Source organism: Micromonospora lutea (assembly GCF_016863535.1).
In the GTDB taxonomy this organism is placed as follows: Bacteria; Actinomycetota; Actinomycetes; order Mycobacteriales; family Micromonosporaceae; genus Micromonospora; species Micromonospora lutea.
The window spans coordinates 100,724-119,060 of record NZ_BOPB01000003.1 but is presented as its reverse complement, the minus strand read 5'-3'; the positions used below and the strand labels follow the sequence as shown (position 1 = coordinate 119,060).

15 protein-coding genes are annotated in these 18,337 nt (G+C 72.0%); 4 read left to right on the top strand and 11 right to left on the bottom strand.

The window, feature by feature from the left end; all coding sequences use genetic code 11:
- From Vlu01_RS04295 to Vlu01_RS04255, 9 genes are all read right to left on the bottom strand, one after another.
- The gene (locus tag Vlu01_RS04295; RefSeq protein WP_203994079.1) at window positions 1-1,068 is read right to left on the bottom strand and encodes a hemolysin family protein; all 1,068 of its coding nucleotides are present in this window, start codon (window positions 1,066-1,068) and stop codon (window positions 1-3) included.
- Window positions 1,065-2,417, bottom strand: a complete 1,353-nt coding sequence (locus Vlu01_RS04290; RefSeq protein WP_203994076.1) for a hemolysin family protein — start codon at window positions 2,415-2,417, stop codon at window positions 1,065-1,067. The genes Vlu01_RS04295 and Vlu01_RS04290 overlap by 4 nt, the downstream gene beginning before the upstream one ends.
- Window positions 2,418-2,590: 173 nt before the next feature.
- Window positions 2,591-2,926, bottom strand: a complete 336-nt coding sequence (mnhG, locus tag Vlu01_RS04285) for a monovalent cation/H(+) antiporter subunit G (protein WP_275409243.1) — start codon at window positions 2,924-2,926, stop codon at window positions 2,591-2,593.
- Window positions 2,923-3,144, bottom strand: a complete 222-nt coding sequence (locus Vlu01_RS04280) for an MrpF/PhaF family protein (RefSeq protein WP_373307278.1) — start codon at window positions 3,142-3,144, stop codon at window positions 2,923-2,925. The genes mnhG and Vlu01_RS04280 overlap by 4 nt, the downstream gene beginning before the upstream one ends.
- A 38-nt stretch (window positions 3,145-3,182) precedes the next feature.
- Window positions 3,183-3,770 (bottom strand): Na+/H+ antiporter subunit E, encoded by a 588-nt coding sequence (locus tag Vlu01_RS04275; RefSeq protein WP_203994063.1) that lies wholly within the window; start codon window positions 3,768-3,770, stop codon window positions 3,183-3,185.
- Window positions 3,767-5,269 (bottom strand): Na+/H+ antiporter subunit D, encoded by a 1,503-nt coding sequence (locus Vlu01_RS04270; protein ID WP_203994060.1) that lies wholly within the window; start codon window positions 5,267-5,269, stop codon window positions 3,767-3,769. The genes Vlu01_RS04275 and Vlu01_RS04270 overlap by 4 nt, the downstream gene beginning before the upstream one ends.
- Before the next feature lie 37 nt (window positions 5,270-5,306).
- A complete protein-coding gene (locus Vlu01_RS04265) occupies window positions 5,307-5,768 on the bottom strand; it encodes a Na(+)/H(+) antiporter subunit C (RefSeq protein WP_203994057.1) in 462 nt (153 codons plus the stop codon).
- Window positions 5,765-8,602: a Na+/H+ antiporter subunit A gene (locus tag Vlu01_RS04260; protein ID WP_203994054.1), complete on the bottom strand. Its 2,838-nt coding sequence runs from the start codon at window positions 8,600-8,602 to the stop codon at window positions 5,765-5,767. The genes Vlu01_RS04265 and Vlu01_RS04260 overlap by 4 nt, the downstream gene beginning before the upstream one ends.
- Window positions 8,603-8,750: 148 nt before the next feature.
- Complete coding sequence (locus Vlu01_RS04255) at window positions 8,751-9,131, bottom strand: hypothetical protein (RefSeq protein ID WP_203994051.1); 381 nt, start codon at window positions 9,129-9,131, stop codon at window positions 8,751-8,753.
- Window positions 9,132-9,312: 181 nt separating this feature from the next.
- Here Vlu01_RS04255 and Vlu01_RS04250 point away from each other — a divergent pair, with 181 nt between their 5' ends.
- Complete coding sequence (locus Vlu01_RS04250; RefSeq protein WP_239095688.1) at window positions 9,313-13,896, top strand: ATP-dependent helicase; 4,584 nt, start codon at window positions 9,313-9,315, stop codon at window positions 13,894-13,896.
- A 23-nt stretch (window positions 13,897-13,919) separates the two neighbouring features.
- Here the strand turns inward: Vlu01_RS04250 and Vlu01_RS04245 are convergent, their stop codons facing one another.
- Window positions 13,920-14,543, bottom strand: coding sequence for a hypothetical protein (locus tag Vlu01_RS04245; protein ID WP_203994048.1), 624 nt, complete (start codon window positions 14,541-14,543; stop codon window positions 13,920-13,922).
- A 226-nt stretch (window positions 14,544-14,769) separates the two neighbouring features.
- Here Vlu01_RS04245 and Vlu01_RS04240 point away from each other — a divergent pair, with 226 nt between their 5' ends.
- Window positions 14,770-15,642: an SAM hydrolase/SAM-dependent halogenase family protein gene (locus tag Vlu01_RS04240; protein WP_203994490.1), complete on the top strand. Its 873-nt coding sequence runs from the start codon at window positions 14,770-14,772 to the stop codon at window positions 15,640-15,642.
- A 26-nt stretch (window positions 15,643-15,668) separates the two neighbouring features.
- Window positions 15,669-15,911 carry a CPCC family cysteine-rich protein gene (locus Vlu01_RS04235; RefSeq protein WP_203994045.1) on the top strand — a complete coding sequence of 81 codons (243 nt, stop codon included), beginning with the start codon at window positions 15,669-15,671 and terminating at the stop codon, window positions 15,909-15,911.
- A 55-nt stretch (window positions 15,912-15,966) separates the two neighbouring features.
- Here the strand turns inward: Vlu01_RS04235 and Vlu01_RS04230 are convergent, their stop codons facing one another.
- Window positions 15,967-17,169, bottom strand: a complete 1,203-nt coding sequence (locus tag Vlu01_RS04230) for a DUF8814 domain-containing protein (RefSeq protein ID WP_203994042.1) — start codon at window positions 17,167-17,169, stop codon at window positions 15,967-15,969.
- Between the two features lie 110 nt (window positions 17,170-17,279).
- On the opposite strand from Vlu01_RS04230, the gene Vlu01_RS04225 reads away from it, so the two are divergent.
- The gene (locus Vlu01_RS04225; protein WP_203994039.1) at window positions 17,280-18,083 is read left to right on the top strand and encodes a DNA-formamidopyrimidine glycosylase family protein; all 804 of its coding nucleotides are present in this window, start codon (window positions 17,280-17,282) and stop codon (window positions 18,081-18,083) included.
- The last annotated feature ends 254 nt before the right edge of the window (window positions 18,084-18,337 follow it).

Sequence of the window (18,337 nt, the reverse complement as noted above, 5' to 3'; positions counted from 1 at the left end):
CTATCTGAGCCGGCGGACCGCGCGCGGAATCGAGTCGGTCTCGTCGTCGAACTCCCCGATGACCTCTTCCAACAGGTCCTCCAGGGCGACGAAGCCGACCGGCCTGGTGGGACCACCACCGTTCCGGACCAGGGCGAGTTGTGACTGGCGGGCCCGCATCACGGCCACCGCCTCGGTCACGGTGGCGGTGTCGCGGATGGTGATGGCGTCGTTCATCAGGTCGGCCGCGGTGGCATCGGGTCGGCCGGCCATGGCCCGCACCGCCTCCCGGACGTGCACCAGACCGCAGACGTCACCGGCGGCGTCCAGCACCGCCAACCGTGACCGGCCGCTGTCCCGGCTGACCTGCTCGATACGGCCCGCCGGGTCGTCGCGGCGGACGGTCACGATCCGGTCGAACGGTTCCATCACCTGGGCAACCGTCGTGCCCTGCAACTCCAGCATGCTGGTGAGCAGTTCGTGCTGGGCGGCTCCGAGCAGCCCGTGTTCTCGGGACTGCTCCAGCAGCATCCGCAGCTCGTCGGGGCCGTGCACCTGGGCCAGCTGGTCCTGCGGGTTGACCTTCACCAGCCGCAGCAGCGCGTTGGCCACCGCGTTCAGCAGCGACAGCACCGGACGGGCGACCCGGGCGAAGGCCCGGAACGGCAGTGCCAACAGCAGCGCGGACCGCTCCGGGTGGGTGATCGCCCAGGACTTCGGGGCCATCTCGCCGACCACCAGGTGCAGGAAGGTGACCAGGCTCAGCGCGAAGATCAGCGCGATCACATGGCTGGCGCCGTACGGCAGGCCGACGGCGTGCAGCAGCGGACCGACCAGCCGTTCGATCGCCGGCTCGGCGAGGGCACCGAGGCCCAGCGTGCACAGGGTGATGCCGAGCTGCGCACCGGCCAACATCAGCGACAGCTCGCGTACGCCGTCGAGGGCCGCCCGAGCGGCCCGACCGCCATTGACCGCCGCCTGTTCCAGGCGGTAGCGCTTGCTCGCCACCAGGGCGAACTCGGCGGCGACGAAGAAGCCGTTGAGCGCCAGCAGGATCACGGAGGTGATCAGGGCGAAGCCGGTGCTCATGCCGTCACCTCCGCAGGCCCCTCGGTGAGCTGGAGGCGGACCGAATCGGCCACGTGCCGGTCCACCGCGAGCACCTCGACGAGGGCACGCGGCGGGACCTGGCCGTTGTCCCCGTCGGCCGGCAGGCTGATCTCCAGCCGGTCACCGACCTCGGGTACCCGACCCAGCTCCCGCATGACCAGCCCGGAGATGGTGTCGTACTCGGGGCCTTCGGGCAGGGCGATGCCGGTGCTGTCGGCGACCTCGTCGATGCGCCAGCGGGCGGGCACCACCCATGATCCGTCCTCCTGCCGCGCCGGGGCCCGCTCCGGCGGGTCGTCCTCGTCGCGGATCGGACCGACCAGTTCCTCGGCGATGTCCTCCAGCGTGATGACACCCGCGAAGCCGCCGTACTCGTCGACCACACAGGCGAGCTGCCGGTGCCCCGAGCGGAGCCGGTCCAGCACCGTGGGCAGCGGCAGCGTCTCGGGCACCAGCAGCGGAGGTACGGCCACCGCGCTGACCGGGGTGGTGGCGCGTTCGGCCGGTGGCACCTGGAGTACGTCGGCGATGCCGATCACGCCGACCAGGTCGTCGACGCCCTCCGCACCGCGTACCGGGAATCGGGAGCGGCCGGTGTCGAGCAACTCGACCACCCGACTGACCGGCTCGTGTGCCCGCACGGTGTGCACGTCGACCCGGGGCACCATGGCCTCGCCGGCGGTCAGCTCCCGGAAGTCGAGCCCCCGGTCCAGCAGGGTCGACATGTCCGCGTCGAGGTGCCCCTCCAACCGGGACTCGGCGATGATCTGTTCCAGATCCTCCGGGGTGGCGCCGCTGGGCAGTTCCTCGATGGGCTCGATGCCGACCCGCCGCAGCAGTCGCACCGCGGACTTGTCGAAGAGCTTGATCAGGGGGCCGGCGATGGCCAGGTAGACCAGGGTGGACCGGGCCAAGGCCCGAGCCACCTGTTCGGGACGGGCGATGGCCAGGTTCTTCGGGGCCAGCTCACCCACGACCATCTGCACCACCGTGGCGATGACCAGGGCCAGGCCGACCGACAACGGCAGGCTGACGCTGCTGGAGACGCCGGCCACGCCGAGCAGTTCGGCCAGGCCGGCGCCGAGGTAGGGCTCGGCGGCGTAACCGACCAGCAGGGCGGTCACGGTGATGCCGAGCTGCGCGCCGGAGAGCATGAACGACAGCCGCCCGGTCACCTCCAGGGCCCGGGCTGACGCCTGGTCACCCTCGGCGGCGCGTTGCTTCAGCTTGCCGCGGTCGACCGCGACGTAGCCGAACTCCTGCGCGACGAAGTACCCCGTCGCGACGGTCAAGACAGTGATCAGAAGAAGACCGGCGAGGATCAACACGGGAGGTTCAGGGCTCCCGGGGTCGTCGGTCTGCGGGGATGCCGGGGCCTACCCGGCTGGCTACTGCTGCCCTCCTGGGCAGAGGAGTCGATCATGCGGTCATTCTACCGGGGTCGGGACCCGGGCCGGGCGCGAGTGCGTACTGATTGTGTCCGCCCGAGCGGAGAGCACGTTCAGCGGTCAGCGAGTTCGTCGGCGTCGAGCAGGCGCCGGTCAACCCGCCCGGCGCGGTACGCGGCCCGGCCGATCATCTGCGCGGCCACTGGAGCGGTAGCCAGTTGAAAGATCCCGATGAGCACCACCATGCCCAGGTCGGCGGGGCTGCGCAGCCGGAAACCCACGCCCAGCAGCAGGAGCAGCACGCCGAGAACCTGTGGCTTGGTGGCCGCGTGCATCCGGCTCAACGTGTCCGGGAAGCGCAGCACCCCGATGGCGGCGGCCAGGCTCAGCAGCGCACCCGCGATCAGGCTGACCGCGCCCAGCCAGTCGGCGACGGTACCCAGTGTCACGGTCGGTCCCGCACGGCGAACCGGGCCAGCGACACGGATCCGACGAAACCGAGCAGGCCGAGCACCACCAGCACCGGCAGGGTGGTGGCGTGCCGGTTGACCGCCGCCTCCGCGCCGACGGCGCCGACCATGGTGGCCAGCAGCATGTCGGCGGCGACGACCCGGTCCAGCAGCGACGGGCCCCGATAGAGGCGGACGAGGGCGAGCAGGGCGGTCATCGACAGCAGGCTGGTCAGGGTGATGACGAGGAAGGTGGTCACGGTGGCTCCTTGGCTACGGTTCCGGTACGCACCAGGCGCAGTTCGTCGTCTGAGCCGACCGCCGCGACGATCCGCTGCTCCAGGTCACGGATCTGCTCACGGCTGGCGGCGAGGGCGGCGGGGCCGCGTACGTCGAGCACGTGCACGTAGAGGATTCCGGCGTCCCGGTCCACCTCCACGATCAACGTGCCGGGCACCAGGGAGAGCGCCTCGGCGGTGAGGGCCAGGTTGAGGTCGGTGGGCACGCGCAGCCGGACCGCGATGATGGCCGAACGGGGCGTGAAGCCGGGCTGCACCGCGATCCGGGCGACGTGGGCGCTGGCTCGGACCAGCTCGACGACGAATCGGCTGCCGAACGCCAGCACACCCCACAGTCGCAGCCGACCGTGGAAGGTCACTGGCGGCAGTGGGAAGAACAGCAGCACCACGGCGGCGATCAGCAGCCCGCCCAGCAGATTGCCCCAGGTGAACTCCCCCCAGAACAGGTTCCAGGCCAGCACCAGCCAGCCGTAGGCGATCATCTGGTCACGCCATCGGCCGAAGCGGGTCCGCCGGTCCGGCGGCACTGCGCCCGGCGCCGTCATGACGCCCCGCCGGGCAGGACGGCGCGCACGTACGGGGTGCGTTCGATCAGATCCGTGGCTGCCTGCCCGGTGTACTCGAACAGCGGACCCGCCACCACGGTCAGCCCCACCCCGACCACGACCAGCGCGACCGTGGCGCCGACCATCAGCGCCGGCAGTGGTGGGGTCGACGGGCGCGACTCGCAGGGGGAGCGCCAGAAGGCGATGTTCCACACCCGGCTCGCCACGTAGAGGGTGAGCAGGCTGGTCGCGGTGCCCACGGCCACCAGCGTCCAGGGCAGGGGTCCGCCCACGGCCACCCCGGCTCGCAGCAGGCCGAGCTTGCCCAGGAAGCCGGAGAAGGGCGGGATGCCCGCCAGGTTCATCGCCGAGACGAAGAAGAGCACACCCACCATGGGTGCCATCCGAGCGAGTCCGCCGAGGCGGCGCAGATCGGTGCTGCCGGTCCGCTGCTCGACCAGTCCGGCGATCAGGAACAGGGTGGTCTGGATGGTGATGTGGTGGACCACGTAGAAGATCGCGCCGACCAGGCCAGCGGCCGTGCTCAAACCCACCCCGAAGATCATGTAGCCGATGTGGCTGACCAGCGTGAACGACAGCAACCGCTTGATGTCCGACTGGGCCACCGCGCCGAGGATGCCGACCAGCATGGTCAGCCCGGCCGCCACCAGCAGCAGTTCGTCGGCCTGCTGCCCCGGGAAGAGCAGGGTCTGGGTCCGGATGATCGCGTACACGCCGACCTTGGTGAGCAGGCCGGCGAAGACCGCGGTGACCGGGGCGGGGGCCGTCGGATAACTGTCCGGCAGCCAGGCGGACAGCGGGAAGACCGCCGCCTTGATACCGAAGGCCACCAGCAGGATCAGTTGAAGACTCAGGCGTACGCCGTCCGGCAGCGCGTCCAGCCGCGCGGCGAGCTGTGCCAGGTTGAGCGTGCCGGTGGCCGCGTAGACCAGGCCCACCGAGATCAGAAAGATCATCGACGCCAGGATGTTGACCATGACGTAGGTGGAGCCGGTGCGGATGCGCAGCCGGGTGCCGTTGAGGGTGATCAGGACGAAGCTCGCGGCGAGCAGCATCTCGAAGCCGACGAAGAGGTTGAACAGGTCACCGGCGAGGAACGCGTTGCACACACCGGCGGTCAGCACCAGATAGGTGGGGTGGAAGATCGCCACCGGGGTGCTCTCCCCGGTTTCGGCCTGCCCCTGCCCGATCGAGTACAGCAGCACGCAGAGGATCACCGCCGAGGAGACCACCAGCATCAGCGCGGCAAGTTGGTCGGCGACGAGCACGATGCCCACCGGCGCCGGCCAGCCGCCGATCTGCGCCACCAGCGGTCCCTGCCGGTACGCCTGCACCAGCAGCACCGTCGCCACCACCAGGCTCGCGCTGAGGCAGCCCACGCTGACCGCCCGCTGGGCCTGCGGCCGGCCGCCCAGCAGCAGGGTCAACGCGGCGCCCACCAGGGGTAGCACCACCGGCAGCGGCACGAGCGTACTCATCGCCACCACCGGTCCGACGTGGTCCGCGCGTACCGGCTCATTCCCGGCCCTCCCCTCGGGGTGGGGCCGGCGCGTCGATCTGCTCCGGGTCATCGGCCGCCGGTTCGGTGGCCAGGTCGGTGGCGGACACCTCGCGCCGAGCGGCCCGGCGGACGATCTCCTGGTCCTCAAGGTCGTCCGGGACCTCGTCGTCGCCGTTCAGGTACCAACTGCGGTAGCTGATGGCCAGCAGGAAGGCGGTCAAGCCGAAGGTGATCACGATGGCGGTGAGCACCATGGCCTGGGGCAACGCGTCACTCATCGCGGCCTCGTCACTGATGCCGACCACCGGCGCTTCCCCGCTCCGGCCGCCGAAGACGATCAACAGGTTGACGCCGTTGCCGATCAGGACGACGCCGAGCAGGATCCGACTCAGGCTGCGTTCCAGCAACAGGGTCACGCCGCAGCCGACGAGCACGCCGATCGTGACGAAGGAGACCAGGTTGGCTCCGGCGCTCATGGCTGCGCCTCCCCTCGTCGACCGGCCAGCCCGCCCCCGACCCCACCGCCGGTCTCGATGTGCCGGTCCACCTCGGCACCGAGGCTGCGCAGCACGTCGAGCGCCAGCCCGATCACCACCAGGTACACGCCGACGTCGAAGAAGAGGGAGGTGACCAGGTAGAAGTGACCGATCAACGGCAGCCACAGGTCGATGATGGTGCTCTCCAGCACGGCACCCCCGAGGATCAGGGAGACCACCCCGCTGCCGACCGCGAGCACCATGCCGGCACCGAGCACCGTGCCGGCACCGATCGGCGCCGCCTCGACCAACTCGTACCGGCCACCGGCGAGGTACCGCATGGCCAGCGCGAGGCTGGCCACCAGCCCACCGGCGAAACCGCCGCCGGGTGCGTTGTGCCCGGAGAAGAGCAGGTAGAGGGAGAAGAGCACCGCGGTGTGGGAGATCAGCCGGGTGATCACCTCCAGCACGATCGACCGTTGCCGCTGGTGCAGCGTGACCCCGCCGCGCAGCCAGACCGCCCGGCCCGCGGGTGTCTCGTCCTCGACGACCTCCCGTCGACGGGGACGGGGCCCGGTGCGGGACTGGAGGAAAACCAGACTCGCCACTCCGGTGGCGGCAGCCACCAGCACCGCCATCTCTCCCAGGGTGTCCCAGGCGCGGATGTCCACCAGGGTCACGTTGACCACGTTGCGCCCGTGCCCCTCCTCCACCGCCAAGCGCGGAAAGTCCTCGGAGATGGAGCGCGCCTGCCGGGCCGCCGCAGCCCCGACGGCCAGCGCGGCCACGGTCGTACCGACGACCGCCCCGATGGCCCGTCGGATCCAGCGACTGCGCCGCAACGGCCGCATCGAGAACCGCTCGGGCAGCCGACGCAGCACCAGCACGAAGATCGCGATGGTCATCGTCTCCACGAGGAACTGGGTCAGCGCCAGGTCGGGTGCGCCGTAGAGCACGAACAACATGGCAGTGCCGTAACCGGTCACGCCGACCAGGAGCATCGCGGTCAGTCGCCGGGTGGCGGTCACCGCGAGCAGCGCGGCAACGCAGACCACCAGGAGCACCACCGGCTGTGCGGGGGTGGCCCACAGGTCCAGCGGCTGCTCCCAGGGCCGGACGAGGAAGAGCGCCCCACCCGGCACGGCGGCCAGGACGATCAGGATGAGACCGAGGTACTGCGGCAGCGACCCGCGCTGGGTGACGCTGGTGACGTCCACCGCGACCCGGTCGAAGCCATGCGTGATCCACTCGTACCCCTGGTGGCCGGTGACCGGCGAACGCAGCCTGGCCAGCACCGGGGCCAGCGGGCCCCGCAGCGCGAACATCGCCGCGCCACCCACCAGAACCAGCGCGGACAGACCGAGCGCCGGGGTGAGGCCGTGCCACAGGGCCAGATGTTCCCCGACGGTGCCGAAGAGTTCGGCGTCCGGGCGGAGCAGGTGATCCAACGCTCCCGCTGCCGGACCGGTGACCAGCCCGACGACCGCCAGCAGAGCCGGCGGGACCAGCAGCGACGGTGCGATCCGTCCCAGATCCGTGGTGGCGACACCGGGGCGGGTGGCGAAGCCACCCCAGACGAACCTGATGCTGTACGCCACCGTGAGCACGGTGCCGGCGACGAGCACCGCCAGCACCAGTGGCTGATCGGTGAAGGCGGCGAACACGGCCTCCTTGGCGACGAAGCCGAGCAGGGGTGGCAGTCCGGCCATCGAGGCGGCGGCGAGCACGGCCACCCCGGTCAGCACCGGAGCGGTACGCCCCAGCCCGGACAACTGGCGCAGGTCCCGGGTGCCGGCGCCGTGGTCGATCACGCCGACCACGAGGAACAGCGCCGCCTTGAACAACGCGTGAGCCAGCAGCATGGCCGCACCGGCGAGCGCGGCGTCCGCGGTGCCCATCCCGACGACCACGGTCAGCAGGCCGAGTTGGCTGACCGTGCCGTACGCCAGCAGCAACTTCAGGTCGGTCTGCCGCAGCGCCGCCCAGCCGCCGACCAGCATGGTGGCCAGGCCGGCGACCAACACCACCGGCCGCCACGGACCGACCACCGCGAGCACCGGGCCGAGCAGGCCGAGCAGGTAGACGCCGGCCTTCACCATCGCCGCCGCGTGCAGGTACGCGCTGACCGGCGTCGGTGCGGCCATCGCCACCGGCAGCCACGAGGTGAACGGCAGCACCGCCGACTTGGACAACGCGCCGAGCAGGATCAGCAGAACCGCGACGACCAGGTACGCCCCGCCGGGCAACGGTTGCTGCGCCAGCTCCGACCAGCGGTAGGTGCCGGCGTGGTGGCCGAGCATGAGGAACCCGACCAGCATGGCCAGGCCACCGAAGGTGGTCACGGTCAGCGCCTGGACGGCCGCCCAGCGGCTCGACCGCCGCTCGGTGCTGTGGCCGATCAGCAGGTACGAAAAGACCGTGGTGAGTTCCCAGCAGACGTAGAGCAGCAGCAGGTCGTCGGCGAGAACCAGGCCGAGCATCGCCCCGGCGAAGGCGACCAGCACGCCCGCGAACCGCGAGTTGCCGAGCGCGTCCGGCGGGAAGTACCGAGCGCTGTAGACGAGTATCAACGCGCCCACGCCGCCGATCAGCAGGGTCATCAGCCACGACAGGGTGGTCATCCGCAGAGCCAGGTCCAGCCCGAGGTCCGGGATCCACGGGTACGTCTCGACCACCGCACCGCCGTGGGCCACGTCGGGTGTGCGTACCAACGCCCAGCCGAAGGCCGCCGCCGGCACCAACGCCAGCAGGTAACAGGCGCGCGGACCCCACCGGCGTACCAGCAGCGGCGCCACAATGGCCGCCACGAGGTGCAGGATCAGCAGTACGAGCACGCGCGCTCCCGGTCGAGGTGGCCGAGACGCCCCACGGGGGTTGGGGCACCTAGCAGCGATCAGACGACAGTTCAGCGCGCTATGGGTGCTTTTCCTGAAATGAACACACTTTCGCCGTCAATGCGGCGAACCAGGGGTGCTGACCGAATCAGCTGTGCGTAGCGACGTCCGTGGCGGCGCTTCCGCTGCCGCGGCCCGGGCGCCCCTCGACGACCAGATCCTGCCGGCCCAGTTGCGACGCGGCCCGGTTGACCAGTCGCTGGGCGGCGGCCAGCGAGCGCACGGACAACAACCGGCCACGGCTCTCGCGACGCAGGACGAAGTAGTGCACCGCGGCCCGCACCTGGGCCCGGTCGGCGGCGCTGGCCTGCGCGGTGGAGAGGACCAGCTCGCGTAGGCAGCTGGCGAGCCGCTCGGCCAGTTCGAGATCCGGACCGTGCAGCCCGGCACGCAGGGCGGTGACATGGCTGTCGACCTTGCGGATCAGGACGTCAGTGCCAAACCCCGCACTCCGCTCCTCGACGGCCATCCGACTCCCTCCACGGCTCGCGACGACCCGGGTGAAGTTACTTTAGGTTGCCCATCAAGAGCAAGCAGTTAAGTAAGACTTAACGGATTCTAGGAGCAAGTCGCCCTTAAGGTCTTAACAAGACATACCGCACCCGAGTGCGCGGTGCACGAATGTCGGTACCCGGGGGCAGGATGGGTTCGTGGCGGATTCCAGCACGGCCCCCGGTGAGCAGGTGCTCTCCCGGTTCGGCGCGGCGACCCGGGAGTGGTTCGCCGCGGCGTTCGCCGCGCCGACGGCAGCGCAGGCAGGCGCGTGGAACGCGATCGCTGCCGACCGACACGCCCTGGTCGTGGCACCCACCGGCTCCGGCAAGACCCTCGCCGCGTTCCTGTGGTCACTCGACCGGCTGTCCCGCGAGACAGTCCCGACCGACCCTCGGCGGCGCTGTCGGGTGCTCTACGTCAGCCCCCTCAAGGCACTCGCGGTCGACGTCGAACGCAACCTCCGTGCTCCCCTCACCGGTATCCGGCACGCCGCCGCCCGACTCGACCTGCCCCCGCCGGACATCACCGTCGGGATGCGTACCGGTGACACCCCCGCGAACGAGCGGCGGGCCTTCGCCCGGACCCCGCCAGACATCCTGATCACCACGCCGGAGTCGCTGTTCCTGCTGCTCACCTCGGCGGCACGGGACTCGCTGCGCGGGGTGGAGACAGTGATCGTCGACGAGGTGCACGCCGTCGCCGGCACCAAACGCGGCGCCCACCTGGCGCTCTCCCTGGAACGACTCGACGAGTTGCTGCCGGCCCCGGCGCAGCGCATCGGGCTCTCCGCCACCGTCCGGCCGCTGGACGAATGCGCCCGCTTCCTCGGCGGTGCCCGCCCGGTCGAGGTGGTGGCTCCGGTGACCGCCAAGACGATCGAGGTCAGCGTCCAGGTGCCGGTGGAGGACATGACCCGCCTCGACGAGCAGGCGGCACCGGAGGACGACCTCGCCGGTGGCCGCACGGCGTCCATCTGGCCGGCCGTCGAGGAACGGGTCCTCGCCCTGATCAGGGCGCACCGTTCGACGATCGTCTTCACGAACTCCCGACGCAGCGCCGAACGCCTCTGCGCCCGGCTCAACGAACTCGCCGCCGACGAGGCGGCTTCGGCGCCGCCCACGGCCGGTCCGGCCGCTCGGCCACCGGCCGAGATGATGGCCCAGGCCGGCGCGGTGTCCGGCGCCCCGCCGCTGATCGCCCCGCCGCTGATCGCCCGGGCGCACCACGGCAGCGTCTCCCGGGAGGAACGCCGGCAGATCGAGGAAGCGCTCAAGGCGGGCCGGTTGCCGGCCGTGGTGGCCACCTCCAGCCTCGAACTCGGCATCGACATGGGCGCGGTCGACCTGGTCGTGCAGATCGAGGCACCGCCGAGCGTGGCCGCCGGCCTCCAGCGGGTCGGTAGGGCCGGGCACCAGGTCGGCGCGGTGTCGCGGGGCGTGGTCCTGCCCAAGCACCGGGGTGACCTGCTTTCCTGTGCCGTGGTCGCCGAGCGGATGAGTGAGGCCGCGATCGAAGAGCTGCACCATCCCCGCAACCCGCTGGACGTGCTCGCCCAGCAGGTCGTCGCGATGGTCGCGCTGGACGAGTGGCGGGTCGGTGATCTGGCGACCGTCGTCCGTCGGGCCGCCCCCTTCGCCGAGTTGCCCGACTCCGCGTTGCACGCCGTGCTGGACATGCTCTCCGGCCGCTACCCGTCGACCGCCTTCGCCGAGCTTCGCCCGCGACTCGTGTGGGACCGCGCCACCGACGTGCTGACCGGCCGGCCGGGTGCCCAACGGCTCGCGGTGACCAGTGGCGGCACCATCCCCGACCGGGGCCTGTTCGGCGTCTTCCTGGCCGGCGCGGAACGGGCCGCCCGGGTCGGCGAGCTGGACGAGGAGATGGTCTACGAGTCCCGGGTCGGTGACGTCTTCCTGCTCGGTTCCTCATCCTGGCGGATCGAGGAGATCACGCCCGACCGGGTGCTGGTCTCCCCCGCTCCCGGGCAGGCGGCGAAGATGCCGTTCTGGAAGGGCGACCAGCCGGGCCGGCCGGTGGAGCTGGGCCGGGCGATCGGTGCCCGGTTGCGGGCCCTGCTCCGACAGGACGCCGGGGAGGCCACGGCCACGCTGCGGGCCACCGGGTTGGACGACTGGGCCGCCGGAAACCTCCTGACCTACCTGCACGAGCAGCGGGCGGCGACCCGGGCCCTGCCCGACGACCGGACGGTGGTCGTCGAACGCTTCCGCGACGAGTTGGGTGACTGGCGACTGGCCGTGCACAGCGTCTTGGGTGCCCGGGTCAACGCACCCTGGGCACTGGCCATCGGCCGCCGGCTCACCGAACGCTACGGGGTCGACGCGCAGGTGATGCCCGCCGACGACGGAATCGTGATCCGGCTGCCGGACACCGCCGACACCCCGCCCGGCCCCGAGGTGGTGACCTTCGATCCGGAGGAGATCGCCCAGGTGGTGGAGGAGTCGGTCGGCACCTCGGCGCTGTTCGCCGCCCGGTTCCGGGAGTGCGCCGCCCGGTCGCTGCTGCTGCCCCGCCGGGATCCGCGCCGCCGCCAGCCGCTCTGGCAACAACGGCAACGCGCCGCCCAGCTCCTCGACGTCGCCCGCGAGTACGCCGACTTCCCGGTCACCCTGGAAGCGGCCCGGGAATGCCTGCAGGACGTCTTCGACCTGCCCGCCCTGACCGAGGTGATGCGTGACCTGGCCGGCCGCCGGGTGCGCCTGGTCGAGGTGGAGAGCGCCCGACCGTCGCCGTTCGCCCGCTCGCTGCTCTTCGGTTACGTCGGTGCCTTCCTCTACGAGGGTGACGCCCCGCTCGCGGAACGTCGGGCCGCGGCCCTCACCCTGGATTCGGCCCTGCTCGGTGAGCTGCTGGGCCGGGTCGACCTGCGCGAGTTGCTCGACCCGGCGGTGCTCGCCGAGACCGAGCGGCAGCTGCGCTGGCTCACGCCGCAACGCCGCACCCGCGACGCCGAGGATGTCATCGAGCTGCTTCGGCAGCTCGGTGACCTGAGCACCGCTGAGCTGGCCGAGCGCGGGGCATCGGAGGCGTGGCTGACCGACCTGGCCGCCGCACGGCGGGTGCTGCCGGTCCGCATCGCCGGGCAGGAACGCTGGGTCGGTGTCGAGGACGCCGCTCGGCTGCGTGACGCCCTTGGCGTGGCCCTACCGGTCGGCGTCGCCGAGGCGTACCTCGAACCGGTCGCCGACCCGCTCGGCGACCTGGTGGCCCGGTACGCCCGCACCCACGCCCCCTTCACCGCCGCCGGCTGCGCGGCCCGGTTCGGGCTCGGGGTCTTCGTGGTCGAGCAGGCGTTGCGGCGGCTGGCCGCCACCGGCCGGGTGGTTTCCGGCGAGTTCACCCCGGACACCGCCGGCACCCAGTGGTGTGACGTCGAGGTGCTGCGCCTGCTGCGTCGCCGTTCCCTCGCCGCGCTGCGCCGGGAGATCGAACCGGTGCCGCCGCGCGCCCTGGCCACCTTCCTGCCCCGCTGGCAGCAGGTGGGTTCCTCGGCTCGCGGGGTCGAGGCGGTGGCGGCGACGATCGAGCAGTTGCAGGGCGCCTCGGTGCCCGCGTCGGCGCTGGAACGGCTGGTGCTGCCCGCCCGGGTCGCCGACTACTCCCCCGCGCAGTTGGACGAGCTGTGCGCCAGCGGCGAGGTGCTCTGGGCCGGCGCGGGGCCGATCTCCGGTGGGGACGGCTGGGTCAGCCTGGCGTACGCCGACTCGGCTCCGCTGCTGCTCCCGCCACCGGATGAGACGCTCGCGCGGACGCCCCTGCACGACGCCGTGCTGGACGCGCTCGACGACGGGCAGGCGATGTTCTTCCGGCCACTGGCCGACCGGGTCGGCGCCACCGACGACGCCGAGCTGACCGCTGTCATCTGGGACCTGGTCTGGGCCGGTCAACTCACCAACGACACCCTGGCACCGTTGCGGGCGCTCCTCGGCGGCGGCGGCGCGCATCGCGCCCGACCGGCCGCCGCCCGGAGTCGATACCGACGTCCGGGACGGGTGGCGCTGCCGAGTCGCGGTGGGCCGCCGACGGTGGCTGGGCGCTGGTCGCGGCTGCCGGCGCGGGACACCGACCCGACCCGACGCGCCGCCGCGCTCGCCGACGTCCTGCTGGAACGGCACGGCGTGCTGACCCGGGGCGCGGTCGTCGCCGAGCAGGTGGCGGGAGGTTTCGCCGCCGTCTATCCGGTGCTCGCCGCGATGGAGGAGCGCGGCGCGGCCCGGCGGGGATACTTCGTCGACGGGCTCGGCGCGGCGCAGTTCGCGGTCCCCGGCGCGGTGGACCGGATCCGCGCCGGTGCCGAGCCGCTCGACGGTGTCCGGCGACCGGGTGGGTCCTCGGTGGTGCTGGCGGCCACCGATCCCGCCAACCCGTACGGCGCGGCGCTGCCCTGGCCGGATCGCGCCATCGACTCCGGCGACGCGACGTCGCCGCCGGTCACCGGGCACCGGGCGGGCCGCAAGGCCGGTGCGCTGGTGGTGCTGGTCGAAGGCGAGTTGGCGCTCTACGTGGAGCGGGGTGGGCGGACCCTGCTCTCCTTCACCGACGACGCCGACGCGCTGGGCGCGGCCGGCAAGGCGCTGGCCGACGCCGTCCACTCCGGCGCGTTGGGTCCGATCTCGGTGGAACGCGCCGACGGCGAGTCCGTGCGCTCGTCACCGCTGCGCGACGCGCTGACCGCCGCCGGCTTCCGTACCACCCCTCGCGGTCTCCGGCTGCGCGCCTGAGCGCTCCCGGCAACACCTTCCGCTCAGCGGAGGGCGTCGAGGACCTTCGCGTAGCGAGGACGGTCGGCGGGCGGGGTCGGCCCCTCAAGGTAGTTGAGTACCACGGTGCCGCTGCGATAGGCGGCTCCGCTCCACCGCTCGGCCAGGTCACCGGCGCTGCTCTCGTCGGGAAAGACGTAGACGGCCACGTTGTCGGTCACGACGATTTCCGAGCAGCCCAGCCCCAACCCGTCCGGTCCACAGTCGACTGAGCGGTCGCGGGCGTTGGCCGCTTTGAGCCCGGCTTTCCGGAATGCCGCCACGACCTCCCGGCCGGTCGGTGCGTCCGCCTGGCGCGGTGGCAGCACCACCGGTGGCGGGCTCGACGGCCGCCGCTCGGTGGTGCCGCCGGCGTCCGGACCGGCTGGCGTGGGCCGTGCCGCGGCGCTGCTCGGGACGGCTGCGGCACTGCTCGGGGCGACGAGACCTACCTCGCCGGTGGGCGATGGCACGGGGTCCGGCGCGCTCGGTGCGGACGGGTCGACCGACGGCACGACGACCGTCGGTGTCGGAGCGGCGGCGGGCGACCCCTCCGGGTCCGCGCCACAGGCGGTCAGGACGACCGTGACCACGAGCAGGACAACGGCTGGCAGAATCCGGTGGCTCACCCCGGCAGTCTGCCCAACCGGGGCGGTCGCAGGCAGTGGCCGGTCGGTCAGCCGTGCTGTCGACTATCCGGCACAGTGGACGCCGACCGGATCGCGACGCCGGCAGCAGTGACGAGCACCGGCCCTGCCCCCGCCGCCGACGCCGTGATTCCCCGGAGCGACGCGAGCGGGCGTACGATCCGGTGCCGTGACCAGCAGTATCGCCCGCGAGTCGCAGGCACCCGGGATCGTCTCGCTGACCACCGACTACGGCCTCGCCGACGGTTTCGTGGCGGCCTGCCACGGGGTGATCACCCGTCTCGGGCCCGCACTGCGGATCATCGACGTGACGCACCTGGTCCCGCCGGGTGACGTCCGGCGAGGCGGTGCGGTGCTGGCCCAGACCGTGCCCTACCTGCCGCCGGGGGTGCATGTGGCGGTGGTCGACCCGGGGGTCGGCACGAACCGTCGGGGTGTCGCGCTGAGCACCCCTGCGGGAACGTTGGTGGGCCCCGACAACGGCCTGCTGTTGGACGCCGCCGAGGCACTCGGCGGGTTGACCGGGGCGGTGGAGCTGACCAACCCACGGTGGCTGGCGCCACGGGTGTCGGCCACCTTCCACGGGCGGGACGTCTTCGCACCGGTCGCGGCCCGCCTGGCCCTCGGCGCACCGCTGGTCGAGGCCGGCCCGGCGATCGATCCGGAGTCGCTGGTGCGGCTGCCGGCACCGCTGGTCCGCCGGCTGCCGGACGGGTTCGTGGCCGAGGTGCTGACGGTGGACCACTTCGGCAACGTCCAGTTGGCCGCCCCGGCGGAGTTGCTGGATCCGCTGCCCGCGCGGGTCCGGGTGAGCCCGGAGACCGGCGACCGGACGGCGTGCGGCCTGGCCGCTGAGAGCGGCCCGAGGGATGGGGGCGGGTGGGAACGGGAGGTGGTGCACGGACGTACGTTCGGCGACGCTCCGGTGGGTGCCCTGGTGGCGCATGCCGACTCGGCCGGGCGGGTCGCTCTCTCCGTCAACGGTGGACACGCCGCCGAACTGCTCGCGGTGGCCCCGGGTACGCTGCTGCGGGTCCGGGGTTCCGGCGTCGTGGGGGACGCTCCCGGACAACAGGCATGAGGCGTCTACTGTGGAAAGCTGTCGAGGTGGATGATCGCTGGGTTCCCGCCGCTTGTCCCTGCTGCGCTTACCGGACCGGCGGCGGCACCTGCCCGGTCTGTTTCTGGACGGATGACGGTCAGTCCGATGCCGACGCGGACGTCGTCCGCGGCGAGGCGAACGGGGACCTGAGCCTGTCGCACGCCCGCCTCAACTTCGCCGTCTACGGCGCCTGCCACCCTCGGTACCAGGAGTTGGTGCGGGCACCGAGACCGGAGGAGATGCCCTGAGCCGGGCGAGCCGGGCCGGCCTGGGAGGACGCCGACCCGGCTCGGGGTGCCGGTCTCAGCAGACCGGCACCGACTCACCCCAGACCGTCGAGATGTACGCGTGACTGACGAACTGCCCGCTGGCCAGGCGGTTCCACCGGTTGGTGGTGCGGTAGGGCCCGACGATCGTCTGCCCGGTCACGTAACACTGGATCGGCACGTTGGCGTACTGGGCGGCGAGACCCCGGGACTGGTAACCGGTGCCCGGGCCGGCCCGCACGACCAGCGGCCCGTCACCGACCACGCCACGTGAGCCGGTGCCGGTCCACAGGTACGCCACGTCGACCCAGGCGTTCGTGGTCAACTGCAACCCGTCCCAGAACGTCCCGTCGGCCAGGTCGATTCCCGCCGGATTGAGCACCACCCGACCGAACTGGTCCCGTCCGCCGTTGTAGCCGTCCTGGTAGGCGGCCTGCGCCTGCGGCCTGCCCTGCGGCAGGGCCTTCCAGTTCTCCCGTACTCCGCTGATGTTCCAGTAGTCGTCGCGGGTGTTCCACGGGCCGACGTCCCAGACCGGGGCGTACTCGCAACGGCTGCCGGTGACGGTGCAGACCCGCACGGTGTAGTCGCCGGAGTTGCGCGGGGACAGCCCTCGGCGAGAGGGCAACGCCACGAAATGGTCCCGGACACGGACCGTGTGCCCGTTGGCGGTCACCTCGCCGACCAGTCCGATCCGGGTCGCGAACACCCGGTAGGTCAGGCCGGGGGTGGCGGCAGTGGTCGAGGCGACGGTGTCGGCGGCGAACCGGACGGCGCGGACCACGGCGCTGGCACCGGAGCGGCTGCCGGTGAGCACCACCCGGGCCTGTACCCGGCGAACCGGCTGGTCGAAGACGGCTGCCGGCAAGGCGTCGCGCCACTCGGTCCAGCCGGTCGTCCGCCAGCCGCGGACCTGGACGGTCGCGGTGGCACCGGGTCGGGCGACGGTGGTGACCTCGGCGCGGATCCGGCTGGCCGGGCGGCTGAGGGTACGCGGTGCGATCACCAGCATGCCCTCGGCGACCGCACTACGCCGGGCCGGTACGCCGGGCGGCCGAGCGTCGGCCAGTCGCAGGCCCACGCGGGTGTGTCGCACGTTGACGTCGTCGGCATCGACGACCGACAGGTCGGCGTTCCATCGGTCGGCCCGTGCGGCCGAGGAGGCGGAGTTCGGATGAAGGGCGATGACGAGGACGGTGGCCAGAACGACAGCCAGGACGGCATTACGAGGATGTTTCATCAGCATTCTCCTCAGATCTCCCCGATAGTGCCTATATCTGTAGATCGAAGAGAAGCGTCCTACAAATAGCGATACATGTGAATTGCGCTCGGGTGAGGGAGAATAGGCGCGTGCCCGAAGGTGACACCGTGTGGAACACCGCCCGCGTCCTGGAACGCGCGCTGGTCGGCACCCGACTGACCGGCAGCGACTTCCGGGTGCCCTCGCTGGCCACCACCGACCTCTCCGGCTGGGCGGTGCGCGACAGCGCGAGCCGGGGCAAACACCTGCTGCTCCGGCTGGACGCTCCCGCGGGCACCGGCGAGTCGCGCTGGACACTGCACTCGCACCTGCGGATGGACGGCACCTGGCGGGCGTACGCCCCCGGTCAGCGGTGGACGGCCCGGCCGGCACATCTGATCCGGGTGATCCTCCGCGCGCCGGTCGCGACCGCCGTCGGCTACCACCTGCACGAGGTGGCGCTGGTGCCCACCGCCGACGAGACGCGCCTCGTCGGTCACCTCGGCCCTGACCTGCTCGGCACCGACTGGGACCCGGCCGAGGCGGTCGTTCGACTCGCCGCCCACCCGGACACCCCGATCGGGGTGGCCCTGCTCGACCAGCGCATCCTGGCCGGCGTCGGCAACCTCTACAAGTGCGAGGTGCTGTTCCTCCGCGGCGTCCACCCCCGCACGCCGGTCCGAGAGGTGCCCGACCTCATCGGCCTGGTGACCCTGGCGCAGAAGTTGCTGGCCGCCAACCGGGGACGCTGGACGCAGAGCACCACCGGTTCGCTGGGGCGCGGCCGGACCAGCTACGTCTACGGTCGACGGGCACAGCCGTGCCGGCGCTGCGGCACCCCCGTCCGCAAGGAGGAACTGGGCGAACGGGTCACCTACTGGTGCCCCGCCTGCCAGCCGGGCAACCCGGCCTGACCCTCGCGCAGCGGACACCCACGGCCTCCCCGCCACCGCGCATCTTCCACGCGGCGGTCAGGCCCTCTCCCGTGCATCTTCCACGCGACGGTCAGGGTCGCTCCGCGCATCTTCCACGGGGTGGTCCGGGCAGGTCGGAGCTGGTTGGCGGCCGGTCATACGAGTGACGCGGAGTGGCGGCGACGACACGCCGGCAGCTCGACAGATTCGCACGAAAGGGGACTTCCTAACCGGCCCACTTCCGTCGCATGCTG